This window comes from Longispora fulva (assembly GCF_015751905.1).
Lineage (GTDB): Bacteria > Actinomycetota > Actinomycetes > Mycobacteriales > Micromonosporaceae > Longispora > Longispora fulva.
This window is the reverse complement of record NZ_JADOUF010000001.1, coordinates 2,625,027-2,649,145: the sequence shown is the minus strand read 5'-3', so window position 1 is coordinate 2,649,145 and position 24,119 is coordinate 2,625,027. Positions and strand designations below refer to the sequence as shown.

General features: G+C 68.6%; 25 protein-coding genes and 1 pseudogene. 13 read left to right on the top strand and 13 right to left on the bottom strand.

What is annotated here, in order from left to right; all coding sequences use genetic code 11:
* Positions 1-155 precede the first annotated feature (155 nt).
* The 4 genes from IW245_RS11820 to IW245_RS11805 all read right to left on the bottom strand — a co-directional run bounded on the left by IW245_RS11820 (position 156) and on the right by IW245_RS11805 (position 5,004).
* Entirely contained in the window at positions 156-1,796 is a 1,641-nt protein-coding gene (locus IW245_RS11820; RefSeq protein ID WP_197003220.1) for a vWA domain-containing protein, read from the bottom strand.
* A 150-nt stretch (positions 1,797-1,946) separates the two neighbouring features.
* The gene (locus tag IW245_RS11815) at positions 1,947-2,525 is read right to left on the bottom strand and encodes a hypothetical protein (protein WP_197003219.1); all 579 of its coding nucleotides are present in this window, start codon (positions 2,523-2,525) and stop codon (positions 1,947-1,949) included.
* Positions 2,526-2,557: 32 nt separating this feature from the next.
* A complete protein-coding gene (locus IW245_RS11810; RefSeq protein WP_231398772.1) occupies positions 2,558-3,658 on the bottom strand; it encodes an AAA family ATPase in 1,101 nt (366 codons plus the stop codon).
* Between the two features lie 347 nt (positions 3,659-4,005).
* The gene (locus IW245_RS11805; protein ID WP_197003218.1) at positions 4,006-5,004 is read right to left on the bottom strand and encodes a hypothetical protein; all 999 of its coding nucleotides are present in this window, start codon (positions 5,002-5,004) and stop codon (positions 4,006-4,008) included.
* Between the two features lie 735 nt (positions 5,005-5,739).
* Between IW245_RS11805 and IW245_RS11800 the strand changes: the two genes are divergently transcribed.
* The 5 genes from IW245_RS11800 to IW245_RS11775 all read left to right on the top strand — a co-directional run bounded on the left by IW245_RS11800 (position 5,740) and on the right by IW245_RS11775 (position 10,298).
* Positions 5,740-6,642, top strand: a complete 903-nt coding sequence (locus tag IW245_RS11800) for an aminoglycoside phosphotransferase family protein (RefSeq protein WP_197003217.1) — start codon at positions 5,740-5,742, stop codon at positions 6,640-6,642.
* A 175-nt stretch (positions 6,643-6,817) separates the two neighbouring features.
* On the top strand, positions 6,818-7,318 hold the full coding sequence (locus IW245_RS11795; protein WP_197003216.1) for a hypothetical protein: 501 nt from the start codon (positions 6,818-6,820) through the stop codon (positions 7,316-7,318).
* A gap of 164 nt (positions 7,319-7,482) precedes the next feature.
* Positions 7,483-8,400 carry a phosphotransferase enzyme family protein gene (locus IW245_RS11790; protein ID WP_197003215.1) on the top strand — a complete coding sequence of 306 codons (918 nt, stop codon included), beginning with the start codon at positions 7,483-7,485 and terminating at the stop codon, positions 8,398-8,400.
* Between the two features lie 250 nt (positions 8,401-8,650).
* A complete protein-coding gene (locus tag IW245_RS11785; RefSeq protein WP_197003214.1) occupies positions 8,651-9,187 on the top strand; it encodes a DinB family protein in 537 nt (178 codons plus the stop codon).
* Between the two features lie 541 nt (positions 9,188-9,728).
* A complete protein-coding gene (locus IW245_RS11775) occupies positions 9,729-10,298 on the top strand; it encodes a suppressor of fused domain protein (protein ID WP_197003212.1) in 570 nt (189 codons plus the stop codon).
* A gap of 80 nt (positions 10,299-10,378) precedes the next feature.
* On the opposite strand, the gene IW245_RS11770 is transcribed toward IW245_RS11775, so the two are convergent.
* Entirely contained in the window at positions 10,379-12,112 is a 1,734-nt protein-coding gene (locus tag IW245_RS11770; RefSeq protein WP_197003211.1) for an IS1182 family transposase, read from the bottom strand.
* Positions 12,113-12,280: 168 nt separating this feature from the next.
* Between IW245_RS11770 and IW245_RS11765 the strand changes: the two genes are divergently transcribed.
* On the top strand, positions 12,281-12,721 hold the full coding sequence (locus IW245_RS11765; RefSeq protein WP_197003210.1) for a hypothetical protein: 441 nt from the start codon (positions 12,281-12,283) through the stop codon (positions 12,719-12,721).
* Here IW245_RS11765 and IW245_RS40580 read toward each other — a convergent pair.
* Positions 12,687-13,025 carry a transposase gene (locus IW245_RS40580; RefSeq protein WP_267920142.1) on the bottom strand — a complete coding sequence of 113 codons (339 nt, stop codon included), beginning with the start codon at positions 13,023-13,025 and terminating at the stop codon, positions 12,687-12,689. The genes IW245_RS11765 and IW245_RS40580 overlap by 35 nt on opposite strands.
* A gap of 125 nt (positions 13,026-13,150) precedes the next feature.
* Between IW245_RS40580 and IW245_RS11755 the strand changes: the two genes are divergently transcribed.
* Positions 13,151-13,393, top strand: a complete 243-nt coding sequence (locus IW245_RS11755) for a carboxymuconolactone decarboxylase family protein (protein ID WP_197003209.1) — start codon at positions 13,151-13,153, stop codon at positions 13,391-13,393.
* Positions 13,394-13,826: 433 nt separating this feature from the next.
* Here the strand turns inward: IW245_RS11755 and IW245_RS11750 are convergent, their stop codons facing one another.
* The 6 genes and pseudogenes from IW245_RS11750 to IW245_RS11725 form a co-directional block, all read right to left on the bottom strand.
* Positions 13,827-14,270 carry a VOC family protein gene (locus tag IW245_RS11750; RefSeq protein WP_197003208.1) on the bottom strand — a complete coding sequence of 148 codons (444 nt, stop codon included), beginning with the start codon at positions 14,268-14,270 and terminating at the stop codon, positions 13,827-13,829.
* 228 nt (positions 14,271-14,498) lie between these two features.
* Positions 14,499-15,434, bottom strand: coding sequence for an NADP-dependent oxidoreductase (locus IW245_RS11745; protein ID WP_197003207.1), 936 nt, complete (start codon positions 15,432-15,434; stop codon positions 14,499-14,501).
* 2 nt (positions 15,435-15,436) lie between these two features.
* Complete coding sequence (locus IW245_RS11740) at positions 15,437-15,871, bottom strand: DUF2871 domain-containing protein (protein ID WP_233473204.1); 435 nt, start codon at positions 15,869-15,871, stop codon at positions 15,437-15,439.
* Between the two features lie 71 nt (positions 15,872-15,942).
* Entirely contained in the window at positions 15,943-16,599 is a 657-nt protein-coding gene (locus tag IW245_RS11735; protein WP_197008453.1) for a response regulator, read from the bottom strand.
* Between the two features lie 20 nt (positions 16,600-16,619).
* The gene (locus IW245_RS11730) at positions 16,620-17,423 is read right to left on the bottom strand and encodes a sensor histidine kinase (RefSeq protein ID WP_197003206.1); all 804 of its coding nucleotides are present in this window, start codon (positions 17,421-17,423) and stop codon (positions 16,620-16,622) included.
* A 34-nt stretch (positions 17,424-17,457) separates the two neighbouring features.
* Positions 17,458-17,694, bottom strand: a pseudogene (locus IW245_RS11725) (response regulator transcription factor); the annotation flags it as partial.
* Between the two features lie 331 nt (positions 17,695-18,025).
* On the opposite strand from IW245_RS11725, the gene IW245_RS11720 reads away from it, so the two are divergent.
* The 6 genes from IW245_RS11720 (at position 18,026) to IW245_RS11695 (ending at position 23,419) form a co-directional block, all read left to right on the top strand.
* The gene (locus IW245_RS11720; protein WP_197003205.1) at positions 18,026-18,613 is read left to right on the top strand and encodes a TetR/AcrR family transcriptional regulator; all 588 of its coding nucleotides are present in this window, start codon (positions 18,026-18,028) and stop codon (positions 18,611-18,613) included.
* An 87-nt stretch (positions 18,614-18,700) separates the two neighbouring features.
* On the top strand, positions 18,701-19,399 hold the full coding sequence (locus tag IW245_RS11715; protein ID WP_197003204.1) for an ABC transporter ATP-binding protein: 699 nt from the start codon (positions 18,701-18,703) through the stop codon (positions 19,397-19,399).
* Positions 19,396-21,675 (top strand): ABC transporter permease, encoded by a 2,280-nt coding sequence (locus IW245_RS11710; RefSeq protein ID WP_197003203.1) that lies wholly within the window; start codon positions 19,396-19,398, stop codon positions 21,673-21,675. Before IW245_RS11715 ends, IW245_RS11710 begins: the two co-directional genes overlap by 4 nt.
* A gap of 78 nt (positions 21,676-21,753) precedes the next feature.
* Entirely contained in the window at positions 21,754-22,068 is a 315-nt protein-coding gene (locus IW245_RS11705; protein WP_197003202.1) for a transposase, read from the top strand.
* Between the two features lie 22 nt (positions 22,069-22,090).
* A complete protein-coding gene (locus IW245_RS11700) occupies positions 22,091-22,597 on the top strand; it encodes a DinB family protein (RefSeq protein ID WP_197003201.1) in 507 nt (168 codons plus the stop codon).
* Between the two features lie 66 nt (positions 22,598-22,663).
* Positions 22,664-23,419, top strand: a complete 756-nt coding sequence (locus IW245_RS11695; RefSeq protein ID WP_197003200.1) for a hypothetical protein — start codon at positions 22,664-22,666, stop codon at positions 23,417-23,419.
* A 171-nt stretch (positions 23,420-23,590) separates the two neighbouring features.
* Here the strand turns inward: IW245_RS11695 and IW245_RS11690 are convergent, their stop codons facing one another.
* Positions 23,591-24,004 carry an NUDIX domain-containing protein gene (locus tag IW245_RS11690; RefSeq protein WP_197003199.1) on the bottom strand — a complete coding sequence of 138 codons (414 nt, stop codon included), beginning with the start codon at positions 24,002-24,004 and terminating at the stop codon, positions 23,591-23,593.
* Positions 24,005-24,119 lie beyond the last annotated feature (115 nt).

The following is a 24,119-nucleotide window of genomic DNA, read 5'->3' as shown; positions in this document are numbered from 1 at the left end:
CGAGTTGCTGAGGGTTCGCGTGGGAGTGAAGGCGACGGTGCAGGTCGCCTGCCAGGAATACAGGGTCAGCAGATCGATGCGCACGGTGCCGTCGGATAGCAGGGGTGTGGTGGGTCGGCGCTACCCGGCCACAATCGTGACCGGGTAGCAGCGGGTCAGTTCCTGCTGGACAACGCTTTGGTCGCCGCGGCGGCGATGGCCGGTCCGGCGTGGGTGGCGTCGTCGAGGAGCAGTACCTCGGTCCCTGTCAGCGGTGCGGAGTTGACGGGCCCGATCCACAGGAGTCCGCAGCCGGATCGGGCGAGCCGGTCGAGTTGTGCCTGGCCTGTGGGGATGTCGGAGTGGGGTAGGTATCCGTCGGAGATGATGACGAGCAGTCGGGCGGCGTGGTCGCGGCGGGACAGGCCGAGTTTGTGGTCGAGGGCGTCGATGGTGGTGCAGAACCCGGTGGTGGATCGTTCCAGGGGCACTTCGCGGACGTCGGCCGAGGGTTTGCCGGGGTGGGTGATGGCGGTGACGTAGCTGCCGAAGGTGACCAGGGCGGAGGCGCCGTCGGGGACGTGGCTGACGGCCTGGCTGAGGATCCAGGCGGTGGACGCGGCTGGTCGTAGGAATCCGGCCATCGATCGGGACACGTCGAGGGCGATGGCGACGAGCAGCGGTGGTTGGGGGACTGTGCGCCGCTGGTTGTGGCTCCAGGGCTCGGTGGTGGGGTTCTGCCCGAGTTGGCGCTGGACGTGGCCTGACATCGCGGCCCTGGCGTTGAGCCTGCCCGGTGGTGTGGGCGAGGTGACGCGGGTGGTGACCGGTTCGCGGTAGGCGGCGGCTTTGAGTGCCCGGCTCAGTTGGCGGGCGCTCGACCGTTCGGCTTCGGTGGCCGGGCGGGTGTGTCCCTGTGGGGCACGGGCCCAGATTCCCGCCGTGGGCGACCCGAATACTGTGTTGCCGGCCTGTTCGGCCTCGGCGCGGCGTTGGAGTTCAGCGTCGCGCATGGCGGCGCGGGCGGCCGCTGCCCGTGCGGCGAGCGCCTGCCCGGTGTCGGCGGCGAGCTGGTCTGCGATCGCGTCGAGCAGTGCGCCGACGGCGGCCACGAGGCTGCCTCCACCTGATGGTAGGGGGAACGGGATGGACGGGTGCAGGCCGAGGGTGCGCACCCAGCGGTGGCCCCATTCCATCATGGCGGCGGTGTCGTCGTCGCGGGTTCGCAGGGCACGCCGCCAGATCGTTTCGAGCCGTTTGAGCCGTCGACGGCCGAGGATGTTCTCGATGGACTTGCGTACGCCGCGTACCTCGGTGTGGTCGAGGACGGTGGCGTCTGCCCGCGCGAGCAGGAGTGCTGCGGCGGCGGCCGCGGTCCACACGTTGTCGTCGGCGGTGATCTCGGCGGTGATGAGTTTGGTCGTGACGGCGTGCAGGAACGGGCGGTCCGCAGGCCGGCGGCGTAGGTGTTGGGCTTCGATGCGGGCTTCGTCGAGCATGACGGCGGCGCGTGTGGCCATCGGGTTGCTGGGGTCGCCGAAGCCCCAGTGGGAGTGGCGGGCGTGGGCGGCTTCGTGGACGAGTAGTCCCCAGCCGACGGGGTACAGCTGGCGGCTGGCGTCATCGGTCGGGTCGATGGTGGCGGGGTCGAGCGTGATGTGGTCGGCGTTGATCTCGATGGTGGCGTCGGCGGGTGTGTAGCAGGCCGGGCTGCCGTGTCCGGCGCCGGGCGTGACGAGGACGGTGAGGTCGGGGCGTTCGGCCAGGTCGGCGACCTGCGTGGTCCAGGCGTCAGACAGTGCCTGCCAGGCTGGCACGACCTGAGGATGGGGCACCGCCGGTGCGGGGGTGACGTGTGCGGACATTGAGGTTCCCTTTCACGGGTGAAAGGCGGGTGCCGGCCGGGCAGCCCGGCCGGCACCCGCGGGGAGACGGTCGTGGCCGGGTGGGCCGGGGGTGTGGCGGATCTAGGCGCGGGCGGCCAGGAGACGGGCCAGGGCGTAGATGACGTTCGTCGCGTTGACTTCCGGCGGGGGCTGTTCCATGACGGTCAGTTCCGGCGTGCTGTCGCCGCGACGGCGCACCAGCTGCCAGACGCGCCCGTCGATGTCGATGGCCGCGATGATGCGGACCTCGGCGTCGGCCATGGCAGGGAACTCGTTGAGGTCGCCGGGGGTGTAGCCGGCGTAGCCGGAGGTCGTGTATCCCTCGAACAGGAACGCGGTGGCCACCAGTTGCCGGCCGTTCTTCGTCAGCCAGCGGCCGAACCATGCCGGTGCGCCGGGTTCGGTCAGTTGAAAGGTGATGCCGCCGAGGACGAGGGCCGCCGACAGGTTGACGCCGGGCCGCTGCGGGTCGGGCAGATGCCACTGGCTTTCACGGATGGGCAGCGGGGCGGCGACGAGCAGCGCCCGGCCGCCTCCGTCGGGCTGGGTGAAGATGCCGTAGGCGCGCGGCGGGGCGTCCCAGCCGAGCCGCGCGTCGGCGAAGGCTTCGATATCGGTGAGCGTTGTGGTGATGTGGGTGACGAGTTCAGGGTCGAGCACGGTGATTCCTTTCGGTACGGGTGCTTGGGCGTTTAGAGCTGCTTGCCGAGCGTCAGCGGCTGGTCGGCGATGTTGGGCAGGTGCTTTCTGAGCACCTCGCGCACGACATCGCGGTCCTCCTCCGGGCAGGCCCCGGCGAGGTTGGCCACGGCGACGTCCAGGCTCAGCGCGCGTTGCACTTTCAGCGCGCCGAGGAGTTCGCGGAGCTGGGGCGCCCAGCCGATCTCGTGCGCGCCGACTTTGGCCCACAGTTCGCGGGCGGCCCTAACGAGGCGGCGGTCGACGCCGAGTTGCACGGCCAGGTCGTAGTCGGTGGTGACATGGATCTGCATGGTGAACCGGCTGGCCAGGGCCTCGGTCAGGATCGCGCCGTGCACGCCGGGGTTGTGGCCGGCGACCACGAAGAACCCGGGCGCCGCCTTCACGGCGCGGGAGCCGTCGGCTTTGACCGTGATCTCGCGGCGGCCGTCCATCGCCGGGTACAGCGCCGCGAGGGTTTTGGGGGAGATGAGGGTCGCGTCGTCGAGGAAGAACACGCCGCCGGTCTCCATCGCGGCGACCAGTGGCCCGTCGACGAACCGGTAGCCGCCGCCGTCGGGGACGTAGTCGCCGAGCAGGTCCCCGACGGTGGTGTCACCGTCACCTGCCAGGGTGTGGCATTCGGCGCCGAACGCGGCCTCGATGAGGCTGGTTTTGCCGGTGCCGGGCGGCCCGTACAGCAGGACCGGGATGTCGGCGGTCCGAAGCTCGCGCAGTACCTGCACGTCGGGCTTGCCGGCCAGGTCGCGCGGGTAGTACAGGCCTCCGCCAGGCCGGCGGATCGGCCCCGCCTTGGCGGGAGGCCGCGTCGGGGCCGGTGGTGGCACCGGTATCGGGGCGATGGTGGAGGCGGAGGCGACCTGGTAGGAGTTGCGGCTGGTGGCCACGATGCGGCCTTGGGCGACCAGGGCGGGTAGCGCCTGTCCGATGGCGCCGGTCGAGCGTCCCGGCAGCGCCACGTTGATGTCGCGGGCGGTGAACGACCTGTCGGGTTCGCCGGCCATGATCCGGACGATCTCGTCTTGCAGTTCGCCCGGCTTGAGCCTGGGCAGGCCGGTCCTGGTCATGCCGGGCGGCGAGGCGGGATGGGTCATCGCCGCCCCCGCCCAGCAGTGCCGGTCGGGGTTGCGGGTTGCGGCCGACTTTGGGAGCCGGAGCGTTGTACGCGCACGAGAGTGCCTCCTTGGGTGAAAGGGAGGCCCCGCCGCGACCCGCGGCGGGGCCGGGGTGCCGTCGTCGGGCATGCCTCCTCGCCGCGCAGGCAAGGAGGCATGCCCGCGAAGCGTTTAGAAGGGACAGAGGGTCAGGTCAGGGGACCGGTACAGCGGTCACAGGCAGTCCCCGTCGCCGCGCACAAAATGGCCGCCCACAGGGCGGCTCGGGTGGTACGCGTTTGTCGATGGGAGTGCGCGGCGAAGCCGTATGGGCCCGGTGGTTCGGGTCAGAACGGCGGCTGGGCGTCGCGCAGCGGCGCGACGATGCGGCCGATGCCACGGCCGGCCTGGGCCGCGAACGCCTCAGCCGACGCGCGGTCGGGGAACGGGCCGGTGGCGGCCAGCTGCAGGCGGGCGTGGTCGACGAGCAGCACGACCGCGCGTTCGAAGTCCTCGTCGGGCTGGTGAACCACCTCGACGATGTGTCCGGTGACCGGCAGCCACGCGCCCGCAGCGACCGGGTCGTTGAGGATCAGCGCCACGGACATCGCGACGCTCTCATCGGCCGCGGCGATATCGTCGGCGGAGTCGGCGGCGGAATCCTGCGACGGGTAGACGCCGACGGCGCGCACGGCACCGCTGAGGTCGATGGTGATCAGCACACTCGGCGCCGCGGGTTCGGCGGAGTCCAGAAACGCCACCTGGAACGAGTCCCCGCTCGCCGCGTCGGTGAGCAGAACCGCGACTGTCTGGCCGGTGTCCGGGATCTCCCAGCGGTTGACGTCGAAGTGGTCGGGGAGCAGTGCCAGGAACCGTTGGAAGGCGCGGTTGTTCACGTTGACGAGGCGTTGCCCGGTCGTGTGCGCGTCGGATGGTCGCGGCATGGTGTACCCGATGACGGGTCCGGTGGCCGTCAGCTCGATCTCCATGAAGGCGCAGCCCATGGTGTGGGCGATGTGCAACTGGCTGCTCAGCGGCAACGGCTGGGGTTCGCGCACTCCGTGAAGCGTCATCGGTATGGAAGCGTCGAGGTCCAGGATGTGTTCGGACGCGGGCCGGGCCGCATCGCCGTCGGGGCCTGGTTCAGCCGGGACCGGGGCGACGGGGTCACTGTGCGGGTTGTTGCGGCCACTGGAGGCCAGGGTCGTCACCTTGCCGGTTCGCAGTATCAGCGCTGGGCCGGGCAGCGTCCGGTCGGCGGTGACGGCGTGGTCGGGTGAGAGGGTCGCGTGCTCGGACAAGCCGAGGACCGCCGCCAGCGGAAAACGGAAGAGGACAGCGGGCATGATCGCAGCTCCAATCGAAGAGGACAAGCAGGACCCGGTGGGGTGCTGCGGACTGTGATGGCCGGCAGGCGCAGGGCCGGATCCGGGGACAGGACGCATGGGCAGACCGGTCATCGCACGCCTCCACCGATGCCATGGCCGCAGAGGCTGACCATCTGGTCCGGCATGTCGGTGAACCCGTCCACGGCGGCGTCGCGGAACGGATTGGTCGGCGCGCCGAAGTGCGCCTGAGGCCCCGCGACCACGCCTGTGTGCGTGTCGAGGACTGCCCGTGTTTGCGGTTTACAGGACAAGTGATTTCCTTTCACTACGGTGCGCCATCGCAGCGCATCTGCCTTTCCGCTCACCGTTCGGCAGCGGAACAATCGGGCTCCGCACCCATCCCTGGGTACTCATCGCGTAGTCGGCGAGGTGCTCGCCTGGGGCGTTTTCCGCTTCCTCTCAGCGGCTATGTGCCTTGGCAGCCTTGGCGATCGTCAATGGACCTGGAAGTGGTCGGTGGGGAGTGCCACGGCCGCGCTGCGGCCGGGCTGACGTGCGGTGGGTGGGCGTCAGACTGGCCCTCCGCCAGTGGCGGGCGTGGCCGCGGGATCACCGGAATAGTCCCTGGAGTCGAGCCGTCAGCTGGGTAGGCGGGCCTGGTCAGGCCGTGAGATTCAACCGCCTAAATAGGTTGCGAGCAGGCATCTTCCCTGTGATGTTGGGGGCGTGACCTCTGCCCCAGACACTGTCCCGATGCCGGATCGCCGCCTTGTCGACGTGGGTCTGGTGCGGCGGCTGATCGCCACACAGTTCCCGCAGTGGGCCCGCCTCCCCATCCGGCCCGTCGAGATCAGCGGCTGGGACAACCAGACCTTTCGTCTCGGTGATCGCATGTCGATTCGGCTGCCCACCGCTCGGGAGTACGCTCTGGCCGTCGACAAGGAGCACCGATGGCTGCCACTACTTGCTCCGCGGGTGCCCCTGCCGATATCCAAGCCGCTGGCGACCGGCAGGCCCGGCGAAGAGTTCGCCTTCCCGTGGTCGGTGTATGAGTGGATCGACGCAGACCCCGCCCGCATCGACACCATCGCCGACCTGACCGGGTTCGCCGACAGCCTGGCAGCCTTCCTGGTCGCGCTGCGACACGTCGATGCGACCGGCGGGCCCGAGCCCGGGCTGCACAACTGGTTCCGCGGTGGGCCACTGCGGGTCTATGACGCCCAGACACGACGGGCGATTGAGGTGCTCGATGGTCATGTGCCCCGCGACGCCGTCACGGCCGTCTGGCAGTCGGCGCTTCAGACGACGTGGGATCGCCAGCCGGTGTGGTTTCACGGCGATGTGGCGCTGGGGAACCTTCTGGTCCGCGACGGCGCGTTGGCCGCGGTCATCGACTTCGGCACCTGCGGGGTCGGTGACCCCGCGTGTGACCTGGTGATCGCGTGGACACGCCTGACCGGTGTGAGCCGCGAAGCGTTCCGTGCCAGGGTCGACGTCGACCCTGGCACCTGGGCCCGTGGGCGGGGGTGGGCGCTGTGGAAGGCGCTGATCATCTACGCCCGCGCGCTCCACGACGACCCTGCCGCGGCTGCGGAGGTGAAACGCGTCATCGACGAAGTGCTCACCGAGTACGCGGAATCCGGGCCCGGAGGGTGAGCATCTGGTTGAGTATCTGTACGGATACTCGATGCCCGCTCGCCCTGCGACAGTGGTCGACATGACAGTCTTGCCATCCGCGCCCCATGACCACCATCCGCTACGGTCTCGGGCCGGGTTCAGGTGGGTCGCACCGCTCGTCGGTGTCCTGGTAGTCGCCGCCGGACTATTCGTCGTGCCGTGGAGCGAGTACGGTCCACTGCTGGCCAGCTCGAAGCATGAGGACCCCGCCGGTTACGCCTCCGTGGCCGTCCTCATCTTCGCAGGTCCGTCGCTGCTGTTCGGCGCACTCATCGCCTTCGCCGTGAACCTGGACTCGCGGGCGCTACAGTGGCTGCATTTCAGCCTCTGGGCACTCGGGCCGGCTTGGCTCGAGGCGACACTGATCATCCCCCGATTCGGACCCAACCCGCCCTCGTGGGAAGGTGCGACGCCACTGGCGATAGGCGCGGCAGTCATGGCGTTGGCCTGGCTCGGGTTCGCGTTCCTGCGAGGACTCACGCTACGGATCATCGGCGCCCTAGTGCTGATCTGCTACGCGTTGGCCGCGGCCTCCGGGGCATTCCTCCTCGACCAGGGACACCCCGACCTGTGGCCGACAGCCTACCTACCCACCCTCGGCTGGATGATCTGCGCGATCAGCACGATCACCACACGACGTCAAAGCTGTCCATAAGGGTGTCAACGCTAACGACTTGGTGCGCGATAGGTGGCCTGACGGTGCCGCTGGGCGGGGGCTGGGTCGGCGCAGCCCGCGTGTAATCGCGTGGCAGGTCGTTGGACTCCTGTCGTGGGTCAAGGCATCCGGAATTCGGTTGTTGCGGTTCGGATACTGGGTGGATGTCTGATGTGTTGCGGTCCTTGGCTCGGCCGGAGACGCTCGGCCGGCTAGTTGAGCGGGAGTGGGGGGTTCCGGTCGAGCGGGTCACGCTGCACCGGTGCCTGGCCAATGATGTCTATCGGGTGGACCCGGGTCATTTCCTGAAGGTGTACCGGCACGGCTGGCGCACCCCGGAGGAGGTCGCGTGGGAATGCGATCTGGCTGGGCACCTGGCCCGGAAGGGCGTCGCGGTCCCGCCGGTGGTCCGGCGACTCGACGGCACGTTGAGCGGGACGTGGCAGGCACCCGAGGGGCCCCGTCCGCTGGTCCTGCTGGAAAGAGTCGAGGGGCACCGGCCGGTGGCGCCGTTCGCTCCCGGCCTGCATCGGGCGCACGGCCGCCTGATCGGCCGGATCCACGCGGCTGGCGGGTCCTTCCGGTCAGACCACCGGCGCGGCGCCACGGATCTGTCGGCTGTCCTGGATGGGCCACTGGCCGAGGTACTGCCGCTGCTGTCGGCACCTGATCGGGACCGGGCGGTATCCGTCGCGGCGGCCGCGCGTGCCGGGTTGACCGCGAACCCGCCGCTGCGCGGGTTGTGCCACGGCGACGCCACGATGGACAACGTCTTGATCGTCGGCGGCACCGAGGACGACCCCGAGCTCGTGGTCTTCGACTTCGACCTCGCCGGTGAGGGTTTCCTGATCGCGGACTTCCCGTTCGGTTCCCCGAACTGGGACCATTTCGTCGCCGGCTACACCGAGATCAGGCCGATCGACCCGGCTGGTCTGGCCGCCGAGGCGTGGCTGGACGCGATCGAGGTGATCGCCGGCCTGCGGTTCCATCTGATCACGAAGCCGGCCTGGCGCGGTGTCGAGTCCCAGGCCGAGGGCTGGCTGGATCAGACCCTCAACGACCTCCGAGAACTCGCCGACTAACGACCTGGAGCGCGTACCGAATGGGCCGTGACATCAGAAGGCCGCACGGGTTGTTCTGAGAGTGAAATCCGGATTTGCCCGTACGGCACTAGGGCCCCGTTTTCAACGTTGATCATGGGTCGGCGGTCAGCGGCGGAGATGGGGAATGGCGATGAGTGACCGGGCATCCTGAGCCTAACAAGTCAGGGCATCGGCATTCGCAACTATCCCTCGAAGTCAGTGGCGCCGTTCGGGGGTAGCGTCTGCCGTTATGATCACCCCGCAGATCGACCCACCGTTGGACGCGCCCGAGTTGGCCGCCGTTGCCGGTGAGCGGCAGATCCTCGAGACTTTCGTGGACTATTTCCGGGACGTGACCAAGAACAAGGTGGCCGGGCTGACCGCCGAACAGCTCCGGATCCGCCTGGTTCCGTCGCGCACCACGCTGGCCGGTCTCCTCAAGCACGCCTCGGCTGTGGAGCGGAACTGGTTCCAGCACCGGCTGGCCCAGATCCCGCGCGAGGATATCCCGGGCAACTCCTTCGGTGACGACGACAGCTTCCTGGTCGGGCCGGATGAGTCCCTGACGGACCTGATCAACGAATACGACGCCACGTGCGAGTGGTCGCGGCAGATCGCCGCCGGCTTCGACCTGGACCACACCGTGCCACACCCTCGACTCGGTCGGGTCTCCCTGCGCTGGATCTACGTGCACATGATCGAGGAACTCGGCCGGCACGCCGGCCACGCCGACATCCTCCGCGAACAGATCGACGGAGCACAAGGAGACCAGGTGGTCGCTTCATGACCACTCGCCGACGACAGCGATGAGGACCGTGGCCTCGTAGCAGACGGCGAGCCTGTCGAACCGGGTGGCCACCGCGCGGTTGCGTTTCAACTTTGAGACTCCGCACTCCACAGCGTGGCGAGCCTTGCAGGCGTCCTTGCTGAACACCGAAGGTCGGTAACCGGCGGTCCCTTGTTCCTTCGGCGACGTTTCTGGTCATCGGGTTCGGCGATGGTGGCCTTGATCCCCCGTTTACGCAGGTAGGCGCGGTGAGCCTTGGGGAGTACGCCTTGTCACCCAGCACTGGATCCGGGGTGTCTGGGGCCGCCCGCCACCCGGGCGAGGAACCCCGATGGCCTCCAACCCCGGGAACGAACTGCGGGGATAGGGCCAGCCGGAGTGGGGATGTCGATGAGCTGGCCGAGGATCCTGTCGATCCGGCCCCGAGTCCAGGGACGCCACATTCGCGCCACGCTGTCCGGCAGAGTCGGCAGCCTACGTGAGCTGAACTCGCAGGTCACACGGATTGGCGCTACCCGCAACCGTACGGCATGCTCTGTCGATGGCAACCCGAGTGGAGAAGTATCTGGCCCACCTCGACCGCATGACAGGCGGCGCCGAGCCACGGTTCCTTCCCGTCCCATCAACCAAGAACGGGCTCGAGAACGTGACCGTCATGGCCTATCCCGGCCTGCCCGAGGGGCTGCTCACCGCCGTAACGTACGGGCTCTCCCTCGCTGAGCACCCGGAATGGCGGCACGGAACCCCGGAGCTGTGCATCAGCGTCAGCTCTTCCGATGAGCTGTGGGCCCGGGCGATCGGCCACCTCGCCGAAGGTCTGCGCGGTTCCTGCCCCTTCGCCTACGGCGACACCGTGGGCTTCGGCGGGCCCATCTCACCCGAGTCTGCCATGACCGCCTTCGTGGTCGCCGCACCCGCGGTCATGGACCGCACCGACTACGCCGGCATCGACGTCAGCGCTCCAGGCCACGAAGGCCACGACGTCATCAACATCGCCGGCATGTACCCGATCCACGAGATCGAACGCAAATTCATCCGCGAGCACGGGCCCCAAGCGTTCTGGGAAATCGAATGGGACCCCTGCAACGTCACCCGGCCCCCGGCAGTCTGACGGCTTGTCATGCTTTTGGGGCCAGAGCCGAGTTTTGGGTTCTGGCCCACAAAGCGGACGCTGTTGGCGATCTTGTCGGGTCAGATGGTGGTTGTCAGGGTCTTGCAGAGTCGTTTCAGGTGGCTGGGTGGTCGGTGGTGTGGGTGGGTTGGGTCGTGGGCGGCGAGGCGGCAGATGTTGGTGCCGGCGGCGATGAGGACGTGTTGGACGTGGGTTTTGGCCAGGCCTCGGTAGCGGCAGTGGCGTAGTCCGTGGGCTCGGGTGGTCTCCGAGACGGTGGATTCCGCGCCGGCGCGGAGGTCGTATCTGCGCTGCCATTCGGGGGTCTGTTGCTCGGCGCGGACACGGGTCTGGATTTCCTGCTGGGGTCGAGGAAGCAGCAGGAGGTGTCGTCCCTTGTCGTCGATGTTGCCGGTGCATTGCAGGCGGACGTCGCAGGCCCGGCAGTCACCGCGTCTGAACAGGACAGAGATGCCGGCTTTGCGGTCGGTGACGGTTGGTTTCCAGGGCGGGCTGGTCACGCCCTGGGGGCAGGTGACGGTCTGATCCTCCCAGTTGATATGGAAGTCTTCCTTGGCGAATCGGGGGCGGTCGGCGGCCCGCGGGTCCAGGCGGACGGGCCCGACGATCGTGATCCCGTGTTCGGTGGCGGCCTGGTGGATGATGTACGGGGTGACGTATCCACTGTCGAGCAGGTGCTCGGCCGGAGTGAGCGATCCGGTGGCCAGTGCGGCGTGAATCGGACTGACCGCCTCGACATCCTGTTCGGGAGCGGGGGTGGTGAGAACGTGCACGATAACGTTGACGGCGTCGTCGTCGCAGGTCTCGGTCTGGTGGTCCTTGTATCCGATCCAGGCGATTTTCCCGGCCTTGTGACTGAACCGGGCGTCAGTGTCATGTGGAGTGACGATCTCCGAACTCGACCAGGGGACCCGTGCGGGCTCGTCGTCTGCGACCTCGGGCCCTTTGGCCCGTCGGGGCGAGTCGTTGCGGCTGCGCCGCGCCCTGGAGATCTTGGTCTCCCGCCAGCGCAGTTGTCCGGCGTCGTGCCAGTACTGCTGGACCCAGACCTGCCGCAGGATCTCAACTTCGGCGACCGCTTGAACCCATGCCGGGGCGCTGGAATGGTAGACGGCCTGTAGCAGCGCCATGCCGTCGCCGCCGACCTGCAGAAGGTAGTCAGACACCCCCGTCTGGCCCTTGGGTTGGTGTTCGTAGCGGATCGGGCGGCCATACCGTTGTCCCCACTCGGGCGTGATCACCCGTGAGAGCCAAACCTCGTCGACCCGGGCGAGGGCCTCCAACGCGGTCCGCAGCGTCTCGGCCACCAGTTCCACCCGACTGAGTTTGCGGACCGCGGCCAGCACGTGGGTGGAGTCGGTGCGCATCCGGCCACGTCGCTTGACCAGGCCAGCTGCTGCAAGCCGATCGACCATCACCTGCAGCAGGAGGTCAGCACGATCGCCCTCTGCCAGCCGGTCACGGAACTCGCTGAGCACCGAGTGATCAAACCCGGGCTCATCGAGGTCCATACCGAGTGCGTATTTCCAGTCGATGCGGCACGCCACCGCCCGCGCGGCTTGGCGGTCGGGAAGGTTCTCCGCGTATTGCAACACCGACACCATCGCCAACCGTGCCGGCGACACACCACGACGCCCATCACCACCGAACCAATCGGCGAAATCGGAGTCCACGAACAGCTCCTGAAGCTTGTCCCGGACCCACATCGCCGGCGTCCCCTTCGGACACGCCGCCCGAGCCACCCGCGCCGTCACCACCGGAATCGCCCCACCCGAAACACGCCCCATCGACATCGCCACCACCTCCGACGCGGGCCGCCTCACCACACCCAACGAACCTCACACCAGAAGCGATACGGGACAAACAGGCCAAGATCGCCAACAGCGTCCAAAGCGTGATTGGCCGGGAGGTCGTGGTGGGGTGAGGGCGGCGTTTGTGAGGTGATCAGGTGTAATGGCGCCATGGGTTCGTCATTTACCTGGTACGCGGAGCATGGATTCTGGACCCGTGACTCCAAGATCGCGTTGTGGCTCTTTGTGTTGTGTGAAGAGATCGATTCTGGTTCGGACCGGCCGGGCTGGTTGCTGGAGGCGCGCGATGAGTGGCGTCTGCATGCGACCGAGGCGTTCACGGGTATGGTCACTGCTAATTTGGACCGGTTTGTCGGGGCCGACTCGGATCGGGTGGAGACGCTGTTGGCGTTGTCGGAGGACGCTCGCAGTCGGCTACTGGCCTTCGGCCCTGTGATCACCGGGGCTGACCTGAACGCGTTGCCCTTCGACAGGCATGCCGTGTATTCCGGGGATGTCGAGGTCGACGTGTTCATGCCGGTGGCCGACGCCTGGATCCGGCTCCTTCGCGGCGAGCTCACATGGGATGCGAAATCCTCGCCCGTTCTGTGAGTGTCGCCCTCAGGTGAGAAGGACACTTGCGGAGCAATGCGAATCCGGTTCGGCCGTACATTTGTCGTTTGAGCATTTTGATGCGGTTGACGTTGCCCTCGACCGGGCCGGAGTTCCAGTGCAGACTCAGCCCGGCGGTGACGGCGTCCAGGTCGGCGGTCAGGTTCAGGGCGAAGCCGCTGATGCCGGGCAGGCCGGAGGTGCTGGCGGCGGCGATCCAATCGGTCAGGTTCTGGTTGCCGGTGCGGTCGGTATCCGGGCGAAGGACCGGACGTGCTCGAACGCGGCGTCCAGTTCCGGGCAGCGAGCCAGGATCGCCCTCAGTCGCAGGGTGTCGCGCACGCCTAGGTGGTTGGGGTGGCGGCAGATCCAGCCGGTGACGCGCCTGACCGACGGCGGGGCTGGGGCGGTGATGACAGGCTTGGCCGGGTGGAGATACTGCGCAGCCAGGTGCTCACCGACACGCACAACACGGATGCGCTCAAGGGCGGCGAGGAGCAGCAGCGGCTGTCCGTGTTGCCGGTGTGGCGGGACACCCCGTTATTCACCGACCGCGAGCGCGCCGCCCTCGAACTGACCGAGGCGATGGTCTGGCTCGCCGACATCCCGTGTCCGACGAGGTTTTCGCCCGCGCGGCCGCCCAGCTCGGCGAGGTCGAACTCGCCGAGCTGATCTGGTCTGTCACCGTGATCAACGCGTGGAACCGGCTGGAGGCCATCGCCCCCCGTGGCCCCTGTCGTGAAGCGGGTCCACCGCGCAACCGTGGTGTCGCGAGAACTTTGAACGCGCTACGGCCACGACGTCCTCATGGGCCAGTCCTGGCCGAGCGTGGACTCAGAGGGCGGTTTTTGAGCACCCGCCGACGCGACCATCGCCAGCACCCCCTACCAGCAGATCCTCGCCGCCTTCGCCACCACCGTCGGCGGCATGCGCGCCAAGCTCAAACGCCTCGTCGCCCGCCAGATCCTCGTCGAGACCGAGCCTGGCCTGTTCACGATCACTGCGACGACATCCGCATAGTCCGACAAACAGGACTCCTGCGTCGGCCCGACATCCGAAGTGGACATCAACCTCACGAACCGCCCCCGAGGCCGCCGGCTTCGCGTCACGCGACGCAGAACTCGTTGCCCTCCGGATCGGCCAACGTCACGCCATACTGGCCATCCGTGTCGCCGTCATGCTTGGACAGCACCGTGGCGCCGAGCCGCACCAGCCGCTCCACCTCGGCATCGACCCGCTGGCGGCGCACCGCCACCGGAACCGACCGGCCACCACCCACCAACACGTCAAGATGCAGGCGGTTCTTGAGCGTCTTGCGCTCCGGCACGATCTGGAACCAGATGGCCGGCCCGGCACCGGCCGGATCGACGATCCGGTCGGCGCAGTCACCATCACCAAGCTCCTCGGCGGGCACCCCCACACTCACGTAGAAATCCCGCCAGGTGACATGCCCCTCGGGCGGATCCTGCGCCCGATAGCCCAGCGTGGCCGCCCAGAAACTGACCAGCCGGTCCGGATCGGCGCAATCGATGGCGAGTTGAAATCCCATGCCGGAGATACTGCCCCAATGGTCCGACAGTTTCAGACCAGCGAGCGGAATGGACTTGTCGTGCCGGTCGGCTCACCTTCCGTGACTGCCGTGGTGGGGTCGATGAACGTCGAGACCGGGCCGGGCCTGTTCACACTCGCCCCAGCGCCGCCGGCCGCAAAGCCCTCCGAGCAGGACTTCAATCCCAGAGCCAAACCCTAAAAGGACATAGCATCACGGACCGCCCTCTCAGCCCACAGTGAGGACGATCTTTCCAGTGGTGCGGCCGTTCTGGCTGAGCTCGTGGGCCCTGGCGGCCTGCTCGAGGGGGAGGGTCGTCGCGATCTCGGGCCGCAGCCGGCCGGCGTCGACGAGCGCGGCGAGTTCGCGCATCCCCGCCTGGTCGGCCTCGACGATCATGAAGGCGGCGCGCACGCCGAGCTGGCGGGCCCTGTCGACCAGGTAGGTCTCGTCGGGTGAGGCGAGGGCGATGAGGATGCCGCCGGGACGCAGGGTTGTCAGGGAGCGTGGTCCGTACTCGCCGCCGATCGGGTCGATGACTACGTCGACGCCGTGGACGACGTCGGTGAAGTCGGCTGTGGTGTAGTCGATGACCTCGTCGGCGCCCAGGCCGCGTACGAAGTCGTGTTTGGCGGAGCGGGCGGTGCCGATCACGTGTGCGCCGCGTGCCTTGGCGATTTGGACGGCGAGGTGTCCGACGCCGCCGGCTGCGGCGTGGATGAGTACCCGTTGGCCTGGTTGGATGTTTGCGGTGTCGACCAGTGCCTGCCATGCGGTGAGGCCGGCCAGTGGCAGTGCGGCGGCCTCGACGTGGGTCAGGCCGGTTGGCTTGGCGACGAGGTGCCGTGCGGGGGAGGTCACGTATTGCGCGTACGTGCCTGCGGGTCGGGGGTGACGGGGCAGGCCGAAGACCTCGTCGCCGGGTTTGAGGGTGGTCACGCCGAGCCCGGTCGCTTCGATCACGCCGGACACGTCCCAGCCGAGTCTGATGGGCGTGTCGCCGCCGGCGAGTCCGGCGCTGGACCGGTGCCACGCGTCGGTCGGGTTGACCCCGGCCGCGTGGACCCGGATGAGCACCTCGGCGGGTCCGGGTTCCGGTCGTGGCACCTCGATCACCTTGAGGACCTCGGGTCCGCCGTGTGAGTCCTGGCCGATGGCGCGCATCGTCATGACTGTGCGCCGGTGCTGTTCTTGGCGGGGATTTGTTTGCCGAGGGTGGTGAAGAACAGGATCAGGCCGACGGTGAGCACGATGTGCCCGAGCCCGGCGATGAGGGAGATCGCCGTGTTGGTGGTGGCGCCGAGGACGGTCTGGGTGCCGTGGATGGTCATCATGGTGACGGTCAGTGCGAGGCCGGCGTTGTAGACCCAGAAGAACCAGGTGAACAGTTTGCTGGCCGATAGCGTGAACACCTTCTCGAGTGCCAGCACGATGAGGAAGAACAGCATGCCGAGTGCGAGGAGATGGGTGTGTACGACGCCGAGTTGGGTGTCGCCGGTGAAGTCGTTCATCTTGGTGATCTCGCGGTAGTACAGGCCGCTGATCACGCCGAGGATCATGTAGATGTGGGCCGCGTGGAAGATCTTTTTCACGACGGTCACCGTAGCAAAGATGATCTTGAAAGCGGTAGTGCTGCGCGGGCCTGCCTTGCGCAGGATCCGACTTCCATGCGCTAGCCGGAGTCGCCCGGCGAGACGAGTCCGGTCTCGTAGGCGACGACGACGGCCTGGGCGCGGTCGCGGAGACTCAGCTTGGCGAAGATGCGGGCCACGTGGGTTTTCACGGTGGCTTCGCTCAGCGTCAGGTCCTGGGCGAGTTCGGTGTTGGAGCGCCCGTGGCCCATGAGGGTGAGGACTTCGCGTTCGCGGGGCGTGAGTGCGGCCAGGTCGCGGTGCACGGCGGGGGCCGCGCCGGGTTCAGGGGTGGCGGTGGCGAAGCGTTCGACCAGTCGGCGGGTGATGGACGGTGCCAGGAGCGCGTCGCCGGTGTTGACGAGTCGGATGGCGGCGGCGAGGTGTGCGGGGGTGACGTCCTTGAGGAGGAAGCCGCTGGCGCCGGCGGCGAGGGCGGCGTAGACGTACTTGTCGAGGTCGAATGTGGTCAGCATGATGATCCGGCAGTCCGGCAGGTGGGTGAGGATGCGGCTGGCGGCCTGCAGGCCGTCCATGTTCGGCATCCGGATGTCCATCAAGACCACGTCGGGCCGCAACCGGCGGGCGAGGGCGACGGCCTCGACGCCGTCGGTGGCCTCGCCGACCACGTCGATGCCGCGCGCGGTGAGGATGAGTCGGAATCCGGTTCGGACGAGCTCTTGGTCGTCGGCGATCATGACCCGTGGCCCGGGGCTGGTCACGGCCGGTCCAGGGGGATGCGGGCGCGGACGCGGTAGCCGCCGCCGAGCCGGCGGCGGGCGTCGAAGTCGCCGCCGTACACCGCGACGCGTTCGCGCAGGCCGAGCAGCCCGCGGCCGGCACCGTCGGGTTTCGCTGCGGATCGGCTACCGGTCAGCACGCTCGGTCCGCTGTTGAGTACCTCGACCCGTAGGTGGCGTTCGGTGTAGCTCACTGTCACTTGGGCTTGTCCTCCGTCGCCGTGCTTGAGGGCGTTGGTCAGGGCCTCCTGGATGATCCGGTAGGCGGTGACGTCGATGCCGGGCGGTAGCGGGCGCGCGACGCCTGCGATCCGCACTTCGACGGGCAGGCCGGCGAAGGCGATCCGGTCGATCAGTGAGCTGAGCCTGGCCAGGCTCGGCTGGGGTTCGGTGCGGGCGGGTTCGTCGTCGCCGTTGGCGTCCGGGGCGAGGAGGCCCAGGAGGTGCCGCAGCTCGGTCATCGTGTCGCGTCCTGCGGTCTCGACGGCGCCCATCGCGGCGCTGGCCTCCTGGGGCAGGGTGGTCATCACTTCGCGGGCCGCTGCGGCCTGGACCACCATCAGGCTCACGTTGTGGCTGACGATGTCGTGCAGTTCCGCGGCGATCCTTGCCCGTTCGGCGTCGACGGCGGTCCGCGCGGCGCTGTCACGTTCGCGTTGCAGGAGCCAGCCGCGTTCCCGGATGGCGTCGCGGTAGAGCCGGCGGGCCCGGATCAGCGCCACGCCCAGCCAGGCCGCGACGGCGCACGCCAGCACGGCGATGCCCGCTTCGATGGTCCACACCGCGTCAGCCTCCCATCTCCGCCGAAGATCCGCGTCATCCCGTAGGGCCAAGTACGTGTCCCTGGTCGCCGGGTGAGACCAGGCCGGTCTCGTAGGCGAGGATGACGGCCTGGGCGCGGTCGCGCAGGTACAGCTTCGCGAAGATCCGGGCGACGTGGGATTTGACGGTGTGCCCGCTGAGCGTGAGTTCTTGGGCGAGTTCGGCGTTGGACAGCCCGCGGCCGAGGAGTGTGAGGACCTCGAGCTCGCGGGGCGTGAGCGCCGCCGGGTCGCGATGCACGGCGGAGGTCCCATCTGACTCGGGACGACCGGGGGTGCGCCGTTGCCCCGGCGGGTGGGCGTTCGGCGGCGCGGGTGGCCTGTCGCCGGTGTCGACGAGCCGGATCGCGGCGACGAGGGCGGCGTAGATGCGGTAGTCGACGACTACCGCGCCCACGACGCCCCGCGCGTCGGGCTCTCGTGCCCTCACCACCAGTCCTGTGTTCATGAGACCTCCACACCCTAAGACGAGACGGACCGTCTCGCGCCGCCTGGACGCTACCCCACCCCGCCCGCCGTGGCAAGACGAGACGTGCCGTTCCCAGATTGCTATGCTGACTGGCATGACCCCGCCCGCCCATGCCCGCCGCAACGAGAAGTCTCGCGAGGCCATCATCGCCGCGGCGTTCGAACTGTGCGCCGAGCGCGGCTTCGCCGCCACCACCATCGAGGCCATCGCCGCCCGGGCCGGAGTCGGCAAGCAGACGATCTACCGCTGGTGGGGCTCCAAGGCGGAGGTGCTGATCGAGGGCGTGCGGATCCACCGCGACGCCTCCGCCGGCTTCCCCGACACCGGCGACATCCGCGCCGACATGGCCACCCAGACCGGCAACGTGATGCGCCTGTTTCACACCGAGTTCGGCGCGATCTGGCGCGGCCTGATCGCCGCCGCGCAGACCGAGGAGGCCGCGGCCGAGGGCGTCCGGCGGATCCTGCGGGTCTCCATCGATGAGGGCGTGGCCCGGCTCGAGCGGGCCCGCGAGCTGGGCCAGCTGCGCGCGGGCCTTGACCCGGAACTGGCGATCGAACTGCTCTACGGTCCCATCTACCACACCTGGCTCCTGCGCACCCGACCCGTCGATGAGCACTACATGACCGAGGTCCTCGCGGCCCTGGGGCCCGCGCTGTTCACGGAGCCGACCGCGGGATGACCGCCCGTACATCCCTGGGATGACGGGCCCGAGGAGTTACATCCCGGGAGGGACGCGTGTGCGGCCTTGCGATCCTAGATTTCGATCATGACTTCTGAGCACCCGGTCGTCGTCCGGCTGGACGGCGTACACAAGGAATACGGCGACTCCAAAGCCCTCGACGGGCTGTCCCTGCAGATCCGGGCGGGTGAAGCGGTCGCGGTGATGGGGCCGTCGGGGTGCGGCAAGTCGACCCTGCTGAACATGGTCGCCGGCCTCGACCGGCCGACGTCCGGGCTCGTGGAGGTCAATGGCCAGGATCTGTGCGGGTTGACCGAGACCGGGCTGGCCGTGTTCCGCCGCCGGCACATCGGCATGATCTTCCAGTTCTTCAACCTGATCGATGACCTCCCGGCGCTCGACAACGTGGCCCTGGCCGCGCAGCTGACCGGCACCCCGGCCCGCCAGGCCCGCCGCCGCGCGCTGGAACTCCTCGACGAGCTCGGTGTCGCCGACCGGCGCGACAACTACCCCGCGACGCTCAGCGGTGGGGAACGCCAGCGGGTCGCGGTGGCGCGCGCGTTGATGAACCGGCCGGCGTTGCTGCTGGCCGACGAGCCGACCGGCGCCCTTGACAGCCGCTCCGGCGAGCAGGTGATGGACCTGTTGATCGACCTGAACCAGATCGGCCAGACCCTCCTCATCGTCACCCACGACCCGCACCTGGCCACCCGCTGCGCCAGCCGCCTCGTCGAGGTCGCCGACGGCCGCATCGCCCGCGAGAGCGCCCTGGAGCAGACCCGATGAGGGCCGTGTGGCGGGCGTCGCGGGCCGCGGTCAAACGGCGCAGGGTGCAGACGTTCGTGATCGGCCTGGTCGTGCTGTGCTCCACCACGATGGTGCTCCTCGCGTCCGCGCTCCTGGCCGCGGCGTCCGGCCCGTTCGATGAGGCCTTCGACGCCCAGCACGGCGCGCACGCCGTCGCCACCTTCGACCGCGCTCAGGTCACCGATGACCTGCTCGCCCGCACGGCCGGGAGGCCCGGTGTCGAGGCGGTGGCCGGGCCGTTCGCGCAGGCTACGCTGGACATGAAAGAGACCTGGCTGGGCCGGGCACCGGGCTCACTGGTGGTCATCGGTAGGGCCGACCCCGCCGGGCCCGTCGACCGGGTCGAGATGCTGTCGGGCCGGTGGCCGGCCGGCCCCGGCGAGGTCGTTATCAACTCACCGCACGGGGAGCGGGGCACCGGCCCGCTCGGCACCATACTGACCCCCGAAGGGGCCGCGCCGTTGACGGTGGTCGGCTTCGCGACGAGCATCAGCAAATCCGCGGGCGCCTGGGTCACCCCCGAGCAGGTCAAGGCGCTGCACCCGACCAGCACCCAGATGCTGTACCGCTTCACAGCCGCGGCGACCGACGCGCAGGTCGAGGCGAGCCTGACCAGGGCCACGGCCGAACTGCCGTCCGGCGCGCTCACCAACGGCCAGTCCCACCTCACCCTCCGCCGTGCCTTCTCCGCCCAGGCGGATGCCTACCTGCCGTTCATGACCGTCTTCGGCGTGCTGGGCCTGGCAGTGTCCGTGCTGATCGTCGCGAACGTGGTCAGCGGCGCGGTCGTCTCCGGCCACCGGCACATCGGAGTTCTCAAAGCCCTCGGCTTCACCCCCAACCAGGTCGTCGCCGTCTACCTGACGATGCTGTCCATCCCCGCCGTCGCCGGCAGCATCATCGGCACCGTCGCCGGAACGCTGCTTGCCGACCCGGTGCTGACAATGGCCTTCGCCGGCATCGAGACCGGGACGATCACGCCGGCCACCGGCCCGTGGATCCCGATCGCCTGCCTGATCGGCATGCCACTGCTCGTGCTGCTCACCGCCCTGGTCCCCGCCTCCAAGGCCCACCGGCTACCCGCCGCACAAGCGATCTCCGCGGGCAGCGCACCACGGACCGGCCGCGGCCTGCGGGTCCAGCGCTGGCTCAGCGGCACCCGACTTCCCCGACCGGTCAGCCTGGGCCTGGGCCTGCCGTTCACCCGCCCCGGCCGGGCCGGGCTGACCATGGCCGCGATCGTCCTCGGCGTCATGACCGTCACCCTCACCACCGGACTCACCGCGACCATGGTCGCCTTCGGCGAGTCCGGCCACGGCGACGGCCCCCGCGTGCAGGTCTACGCCGAAGGCCCGCAGCGCCTCACCGACACCCAGCTCGAAGACCTGCTCCGGTCGCTGCCCGGCGTGCAGCACCTCACCGTCCGGGGCTTCTGCCAGGTCGGCATCGTCGGACAGTCCCAGACCGTCTACACCGACTTCGTCCGCACCGACGACCCGGCCGCCGCCCAGCGGCTAGTCCGGGGCCGCCAACCAGCCGCGCCGGGCGAGGTCCTCGCCGGGCCGGCGTTCCTCACCCAACGCGGCCTGAAGATCGGCGACAAGATCACGCTCGAACGCGACGGGACCCGCGCCACCGTCACCATCGTCGGCGAGCTGATCGAGGGCAACGCCAAAGCGATGACCACCACCTGGCAGACCCAGGCGGTACTCGCGCCGGACATCCACCCAACGGATTTCACGGTGCAGCTCGCGCCCGGCACCGACTCGCAGGCCTACATCAACGCCGTCAAGGCGGCAGACCCCTCCGTGCGGGCGGCGACTCTCGGCGGCAACACCGGCACCACCACCGTGGTCGGCTTCTCCACGGTGTTCACCGTGCTGCTGACCATCGTCACCGCGCTCGGCGTGTTCAACACCGTGCTCCTCAACATCCGCGAACGCCGCCGCGACCTGGGCATGCTCAAGTCGATCGGCATGACCCCCCGCCAGGTCATCGTGATGACGGTCGCCTCGGTCGCCGGACTCGGCGTCATCGGTGGACTCCTGGGCATCCCGCTCGGCATCATCGCCCACCGCCTCATCGTGGACAACGTCGGCGTGGTCGTGTTCCCCGAGTCCATGAAAGACGTCTGGCACGCCCCGCAACTGGCCGCCCTCGCCCTCGCCGGCCTGGTCATCGCCGTCCTCGGCGCCCTGATCCCAGCTCGGTCCGCGGCGCGCGCCACGATCGCCGCGGTACTGCACACCGAGTAGCGCGAGAATCGCCACCGGCCGGGCCGGTCTGTGCGCCGATGATTCGGTCCACAGGCCGGCCCGCGCAGTCCGGACGGCGTGGCGCACTCGGTCCCATCGGCGGGCAGCGGAGATGTGTGGCTTCCGGCCTGGCTGGACGCCGCCGGGGCCGTAGACCTGCCGGACCTGCGCGTCTTCGTCACCGGCGTGCGACGAGCCCTGACCGCCGTCACCAACGGACTCACCCTGCGCTGGAGTTCCGGCGCGGTCGAGGGCACGGTCGGCAAACTGAAGGCCATCAAGAGCCATGTTCGGCCGCGCCAACTTCGACCTACTCCGCCGGAGAATGCTGATCACCGAGTAACAAGATCAACGGAAGTCTGGAGCGTGCTTAATCGGATGGCGCGCGACTGACCTGGTCAGTAGGGTGGCCGCAATGTCGACATGGCCCCTGCCCCAACGGTCCGAACCGCCGCACGCGCCAGCCGGTGAGCGGGCCGCGCTCGAGGCTCGGCTGGATTTCCAGCGCGCGACGCTGCTGATGAAATGCGCGGGTCTCACACCTGAGCAGCTCGCGATGCGCTCGGTCGAGCCGTCGACGCTGTCGCTGCTGGGTCTCATCCGGCACATGTCCGTCGTGGAGTCGTGGTTTCACTTCTACGACGACAAGCCGATCCACCAGTTCTTCTGGGACTACAACCCTGACCACCCCGACGGCAGCGATGACGTGGACACCAACCATGCCGAAGACGACCTGGCCAGCTACCTCGCGAGCGTTGAGCGATCCCGCGAGGCCGTCGCGCAATGCGACCTCGGCGACATCATGCCCGACGACGATTACAACCTGCGCTACGTCTTCCTGCACATGATCGAGGAGTACGCCCGCCACAACGGCCACGCCGACCTCCTCCGCGAGCGCATCGACGGCACAACCGGCGAGTAACCTGTCGCTGGCCAGGTCCACTTTCGCAGGTCACATGACATTGATCATCTGGACTACGATCGGCCCGTGTCCCACATCCTCGATCTGTCACCCGCCCGATGCGGTGCGCTCGTCGATCCGATCATGAATCGTCTGCATACCGCTGTCCATCGGGAAGCGGGCGCAATAGGCACCGGCTCCGGACCTGCGGTCGCGCTGCGGAACCATTTCGGCCTGCCCGACCTCGGCTTCTATCTCACCCTGCGGTTGGCGCTGCCGATCCGGCCGGTGCCGGTCACCGCCGTCGCCGCGCTGCTGCGCTACTTTCCCGATTGCGACGCGATGCTTCACCGTGAAGTCGACCAGCAGGTCCGAGCGGGGCTGATCACCATCGATGGTGGCGATCTGGTCGCGACCGGCCGGTGTCGGCAGATGCTGGAGGAGCTCACGGCCTGCTACGCGTCGGCGGTGGCGACGCTGTGGGGCGAGGACCCGGCACTGCCGAGGCTGGTCACCTTGTTCGACCGGTTGATCGGCGTCGCTGAGTCTGCTCCGGGCGGCGTGTTCGGCGCGCTCGCTCCGCCCTACCAGCCGACGGGCGGGTCTGCCGGCTTGATCCTGTTCAACCTGCTTGGCGCGTTCCGGTGTCACCGCGCCGACGCTCACGCTGCGGCCTGGGCTGCGGTGGGGCTGACCGCGGCACAGATCACAGCGATGGCGCCGGGTCCAGAGCGTGACCTCATCGAGGACGATACGAATGTCCGTGCTGGACAACCCTTTGCCGATCTGAATCCCGAGGAGCGGCTGGAACTGCTCGCAGGCCTCGGGCGCTTGCGCGGATGATCATCGAGGGGAGCGGTAGTTGGGTGGACATTCTGGAGCGCCGTGTAGGCGATCCGTGGGCCGGGCTGCTCGCCGAGCCCGCTGCTGGTAGACCGGCCGGGGTGCTGGTCGTTCATGGTTCGGTTGGCTGCGGGGCCGAGGACCGGCGCACCCAGACAGCGCCGTCCTTCGCTATGTCACGTGGTGGTGTGGTCGTAGCAGGCTCAAGAACATGTGGGCGTTGCTGACCAGTTCCTTCGTGGCGATCTCGTCGGGGGTGAGGAACCGCATCGCCAGACCCTCGCCCAGGACGATATCTTCCTGGCAGGCGTCGGTGCGGCCGGTGAACACATGGAAGCGGACCCCGGCCCCGTCAGCATCGACCTGCTCCCACACCTGGTCAGGCGCAAGGACAGCGGTCAATCCTGTCTCCTCCAGCAGTTCGCGGTAGGCGGCGGTCACGGCGTCCTCCCCAGGTTCCAGGTGTCCACCCGGAGGTGTCCACCTGCCTGGTTCCACGTGCGCGTCGTGACTGCGATGTTGCATCAACACCCGTCCGACCCGGTCAGTGAGAACGACGATCGCGACCTCGTGGATGATCTCCATGCGGCCGACCCTAGACGGCACGTACGACACCGATCGCCAGGCGCATTGAACGCAGCCACGACTGACATTGATCCAGCGCTTCGTACCTGTTGGGTGGCGCGGCGTCACGCAGCCA

What these genes read in the sequence shown, in the direction of transcription:
- IW245_RS11750 (WP_197003208.1), bottom strand. Translation starts at nt 14,270, where the DNA reads ATGGGATTTCAACTCGCCATCGATTGCGCCGATCCGGACCGGCTGGTC.
- IW245_RS11765 (WP_197003210.1), top strand. Translation starts at nt 12,281, where the DNA reads ATGGGTTCGTCATTTACCTGGTACGCGGAGCATGGATTCTGGACCCGT.
- IW245_RS11690 (WP_197003199.1), bottom strand. Translation starts at nt 24,004, where the DNA reads ATGGAGATCATCCACGAGGTCGCGATCGTCGTTCTCACTGACCGGGTC.
- IW245_RS11720 (WP_197003205.1), top strand. Translation starts at nt 18,026, where the DNA reads ATGACCCCGCCCGCCCATGCCCGCCGCAACGAGAAGTCTCGCGAGGCC.
- IW245_RS11800 (WP_197003217.1), top strand. Translation starts at nt 5,740, where the DNA reads ATGCCGGATCGCCGCCTTGTCGACGTGGGTCTGGTGCGGCGGCTGATC.
- IW245_RS11700 (WP_197003201.1), top strand. Translation starts at nt 22,091, where the DNA reads ATGTCGACATGGCCCCTGCCCCAACGGTCCGAACCGCCGCACGCGCCA.
- IW245_RS11810 (WP_231398772.1), bottom strand. Translation starts at nt 3,658, where the DNA reads ATGACCCATCCCGCCTCGCCGCCCGGCATGACCAGGACCGGCCTGCCC.
- IW245_RS11790 (WP_197003215.1), top strand. Translation starts at nt 7,483, where the DNA reads ATGTCTGATGTGTTGCGGTCCTTGGCTCGGCCGGAGACGCTCGGCCGG.
- IW245_RS11770 (WP_197003211.1), bottom strand. Translation starts at nt 12,112, where the DNA reads ATGTCGATGGGGCGTGTTTCGGGTGGGGCGATTCCGGTGGTGACGGCG.
- IW245_RS11775 (WP_197003212.1), top strand. Translation starts at nt 9,729, where the DNA reads ATGGCAACCCGAGTGGAGAAGTATCTGGCCCACCTCGACCGCATGACA.
- IW245_RS11715 (WP_197003204.1), top strand. Translation starts at nt 18,701, where the DNA reads ATGACTTCTGAGCACCCGGTCGTCGTCCGGCTGGACGGCGTACACAAG.
- IW245_RS11735 (WP_197008453.1), bottom strand. Translation starts at nt 16,599, where the DNA reads ATGATCGCCGACGACCAAGAGCTCGTCCGAACCGGATTCCGACTCATC.
- IW245_RS11805 (WP_197003218.1), bottom strand. Translation starts at nt 5,004, where the DNA reads ATGCCCGCTGTCCTCTTCCGTTTTCCGCTGGCGGCGGTCCTCGGCTTG.
- IW245_RS11785 (WP_197003214.1), top strand. Translation starts at nt 8,651, where the DNA reads ATGATCACCCCGCAGATCGACCCACCGTTGGACGCGCCCGAGTTGGCC.
- IW245_RS11710 (WP_197003203.1), top strand. Translation starts at nt 19,396, where the DNA reads ATGAGGGCCGTGTGGCGGGCGTCGCGGGCCGCGGTCAAACGGCGCAGG.
- IW245_RS11745 (WP_197003207.1), bottom strand. Translation starts at nt 15,434, where the DNA reads ATGCGCGCCATCGGCCAGGACTCACACGGCGGACCCGAGGTCCTCAAG.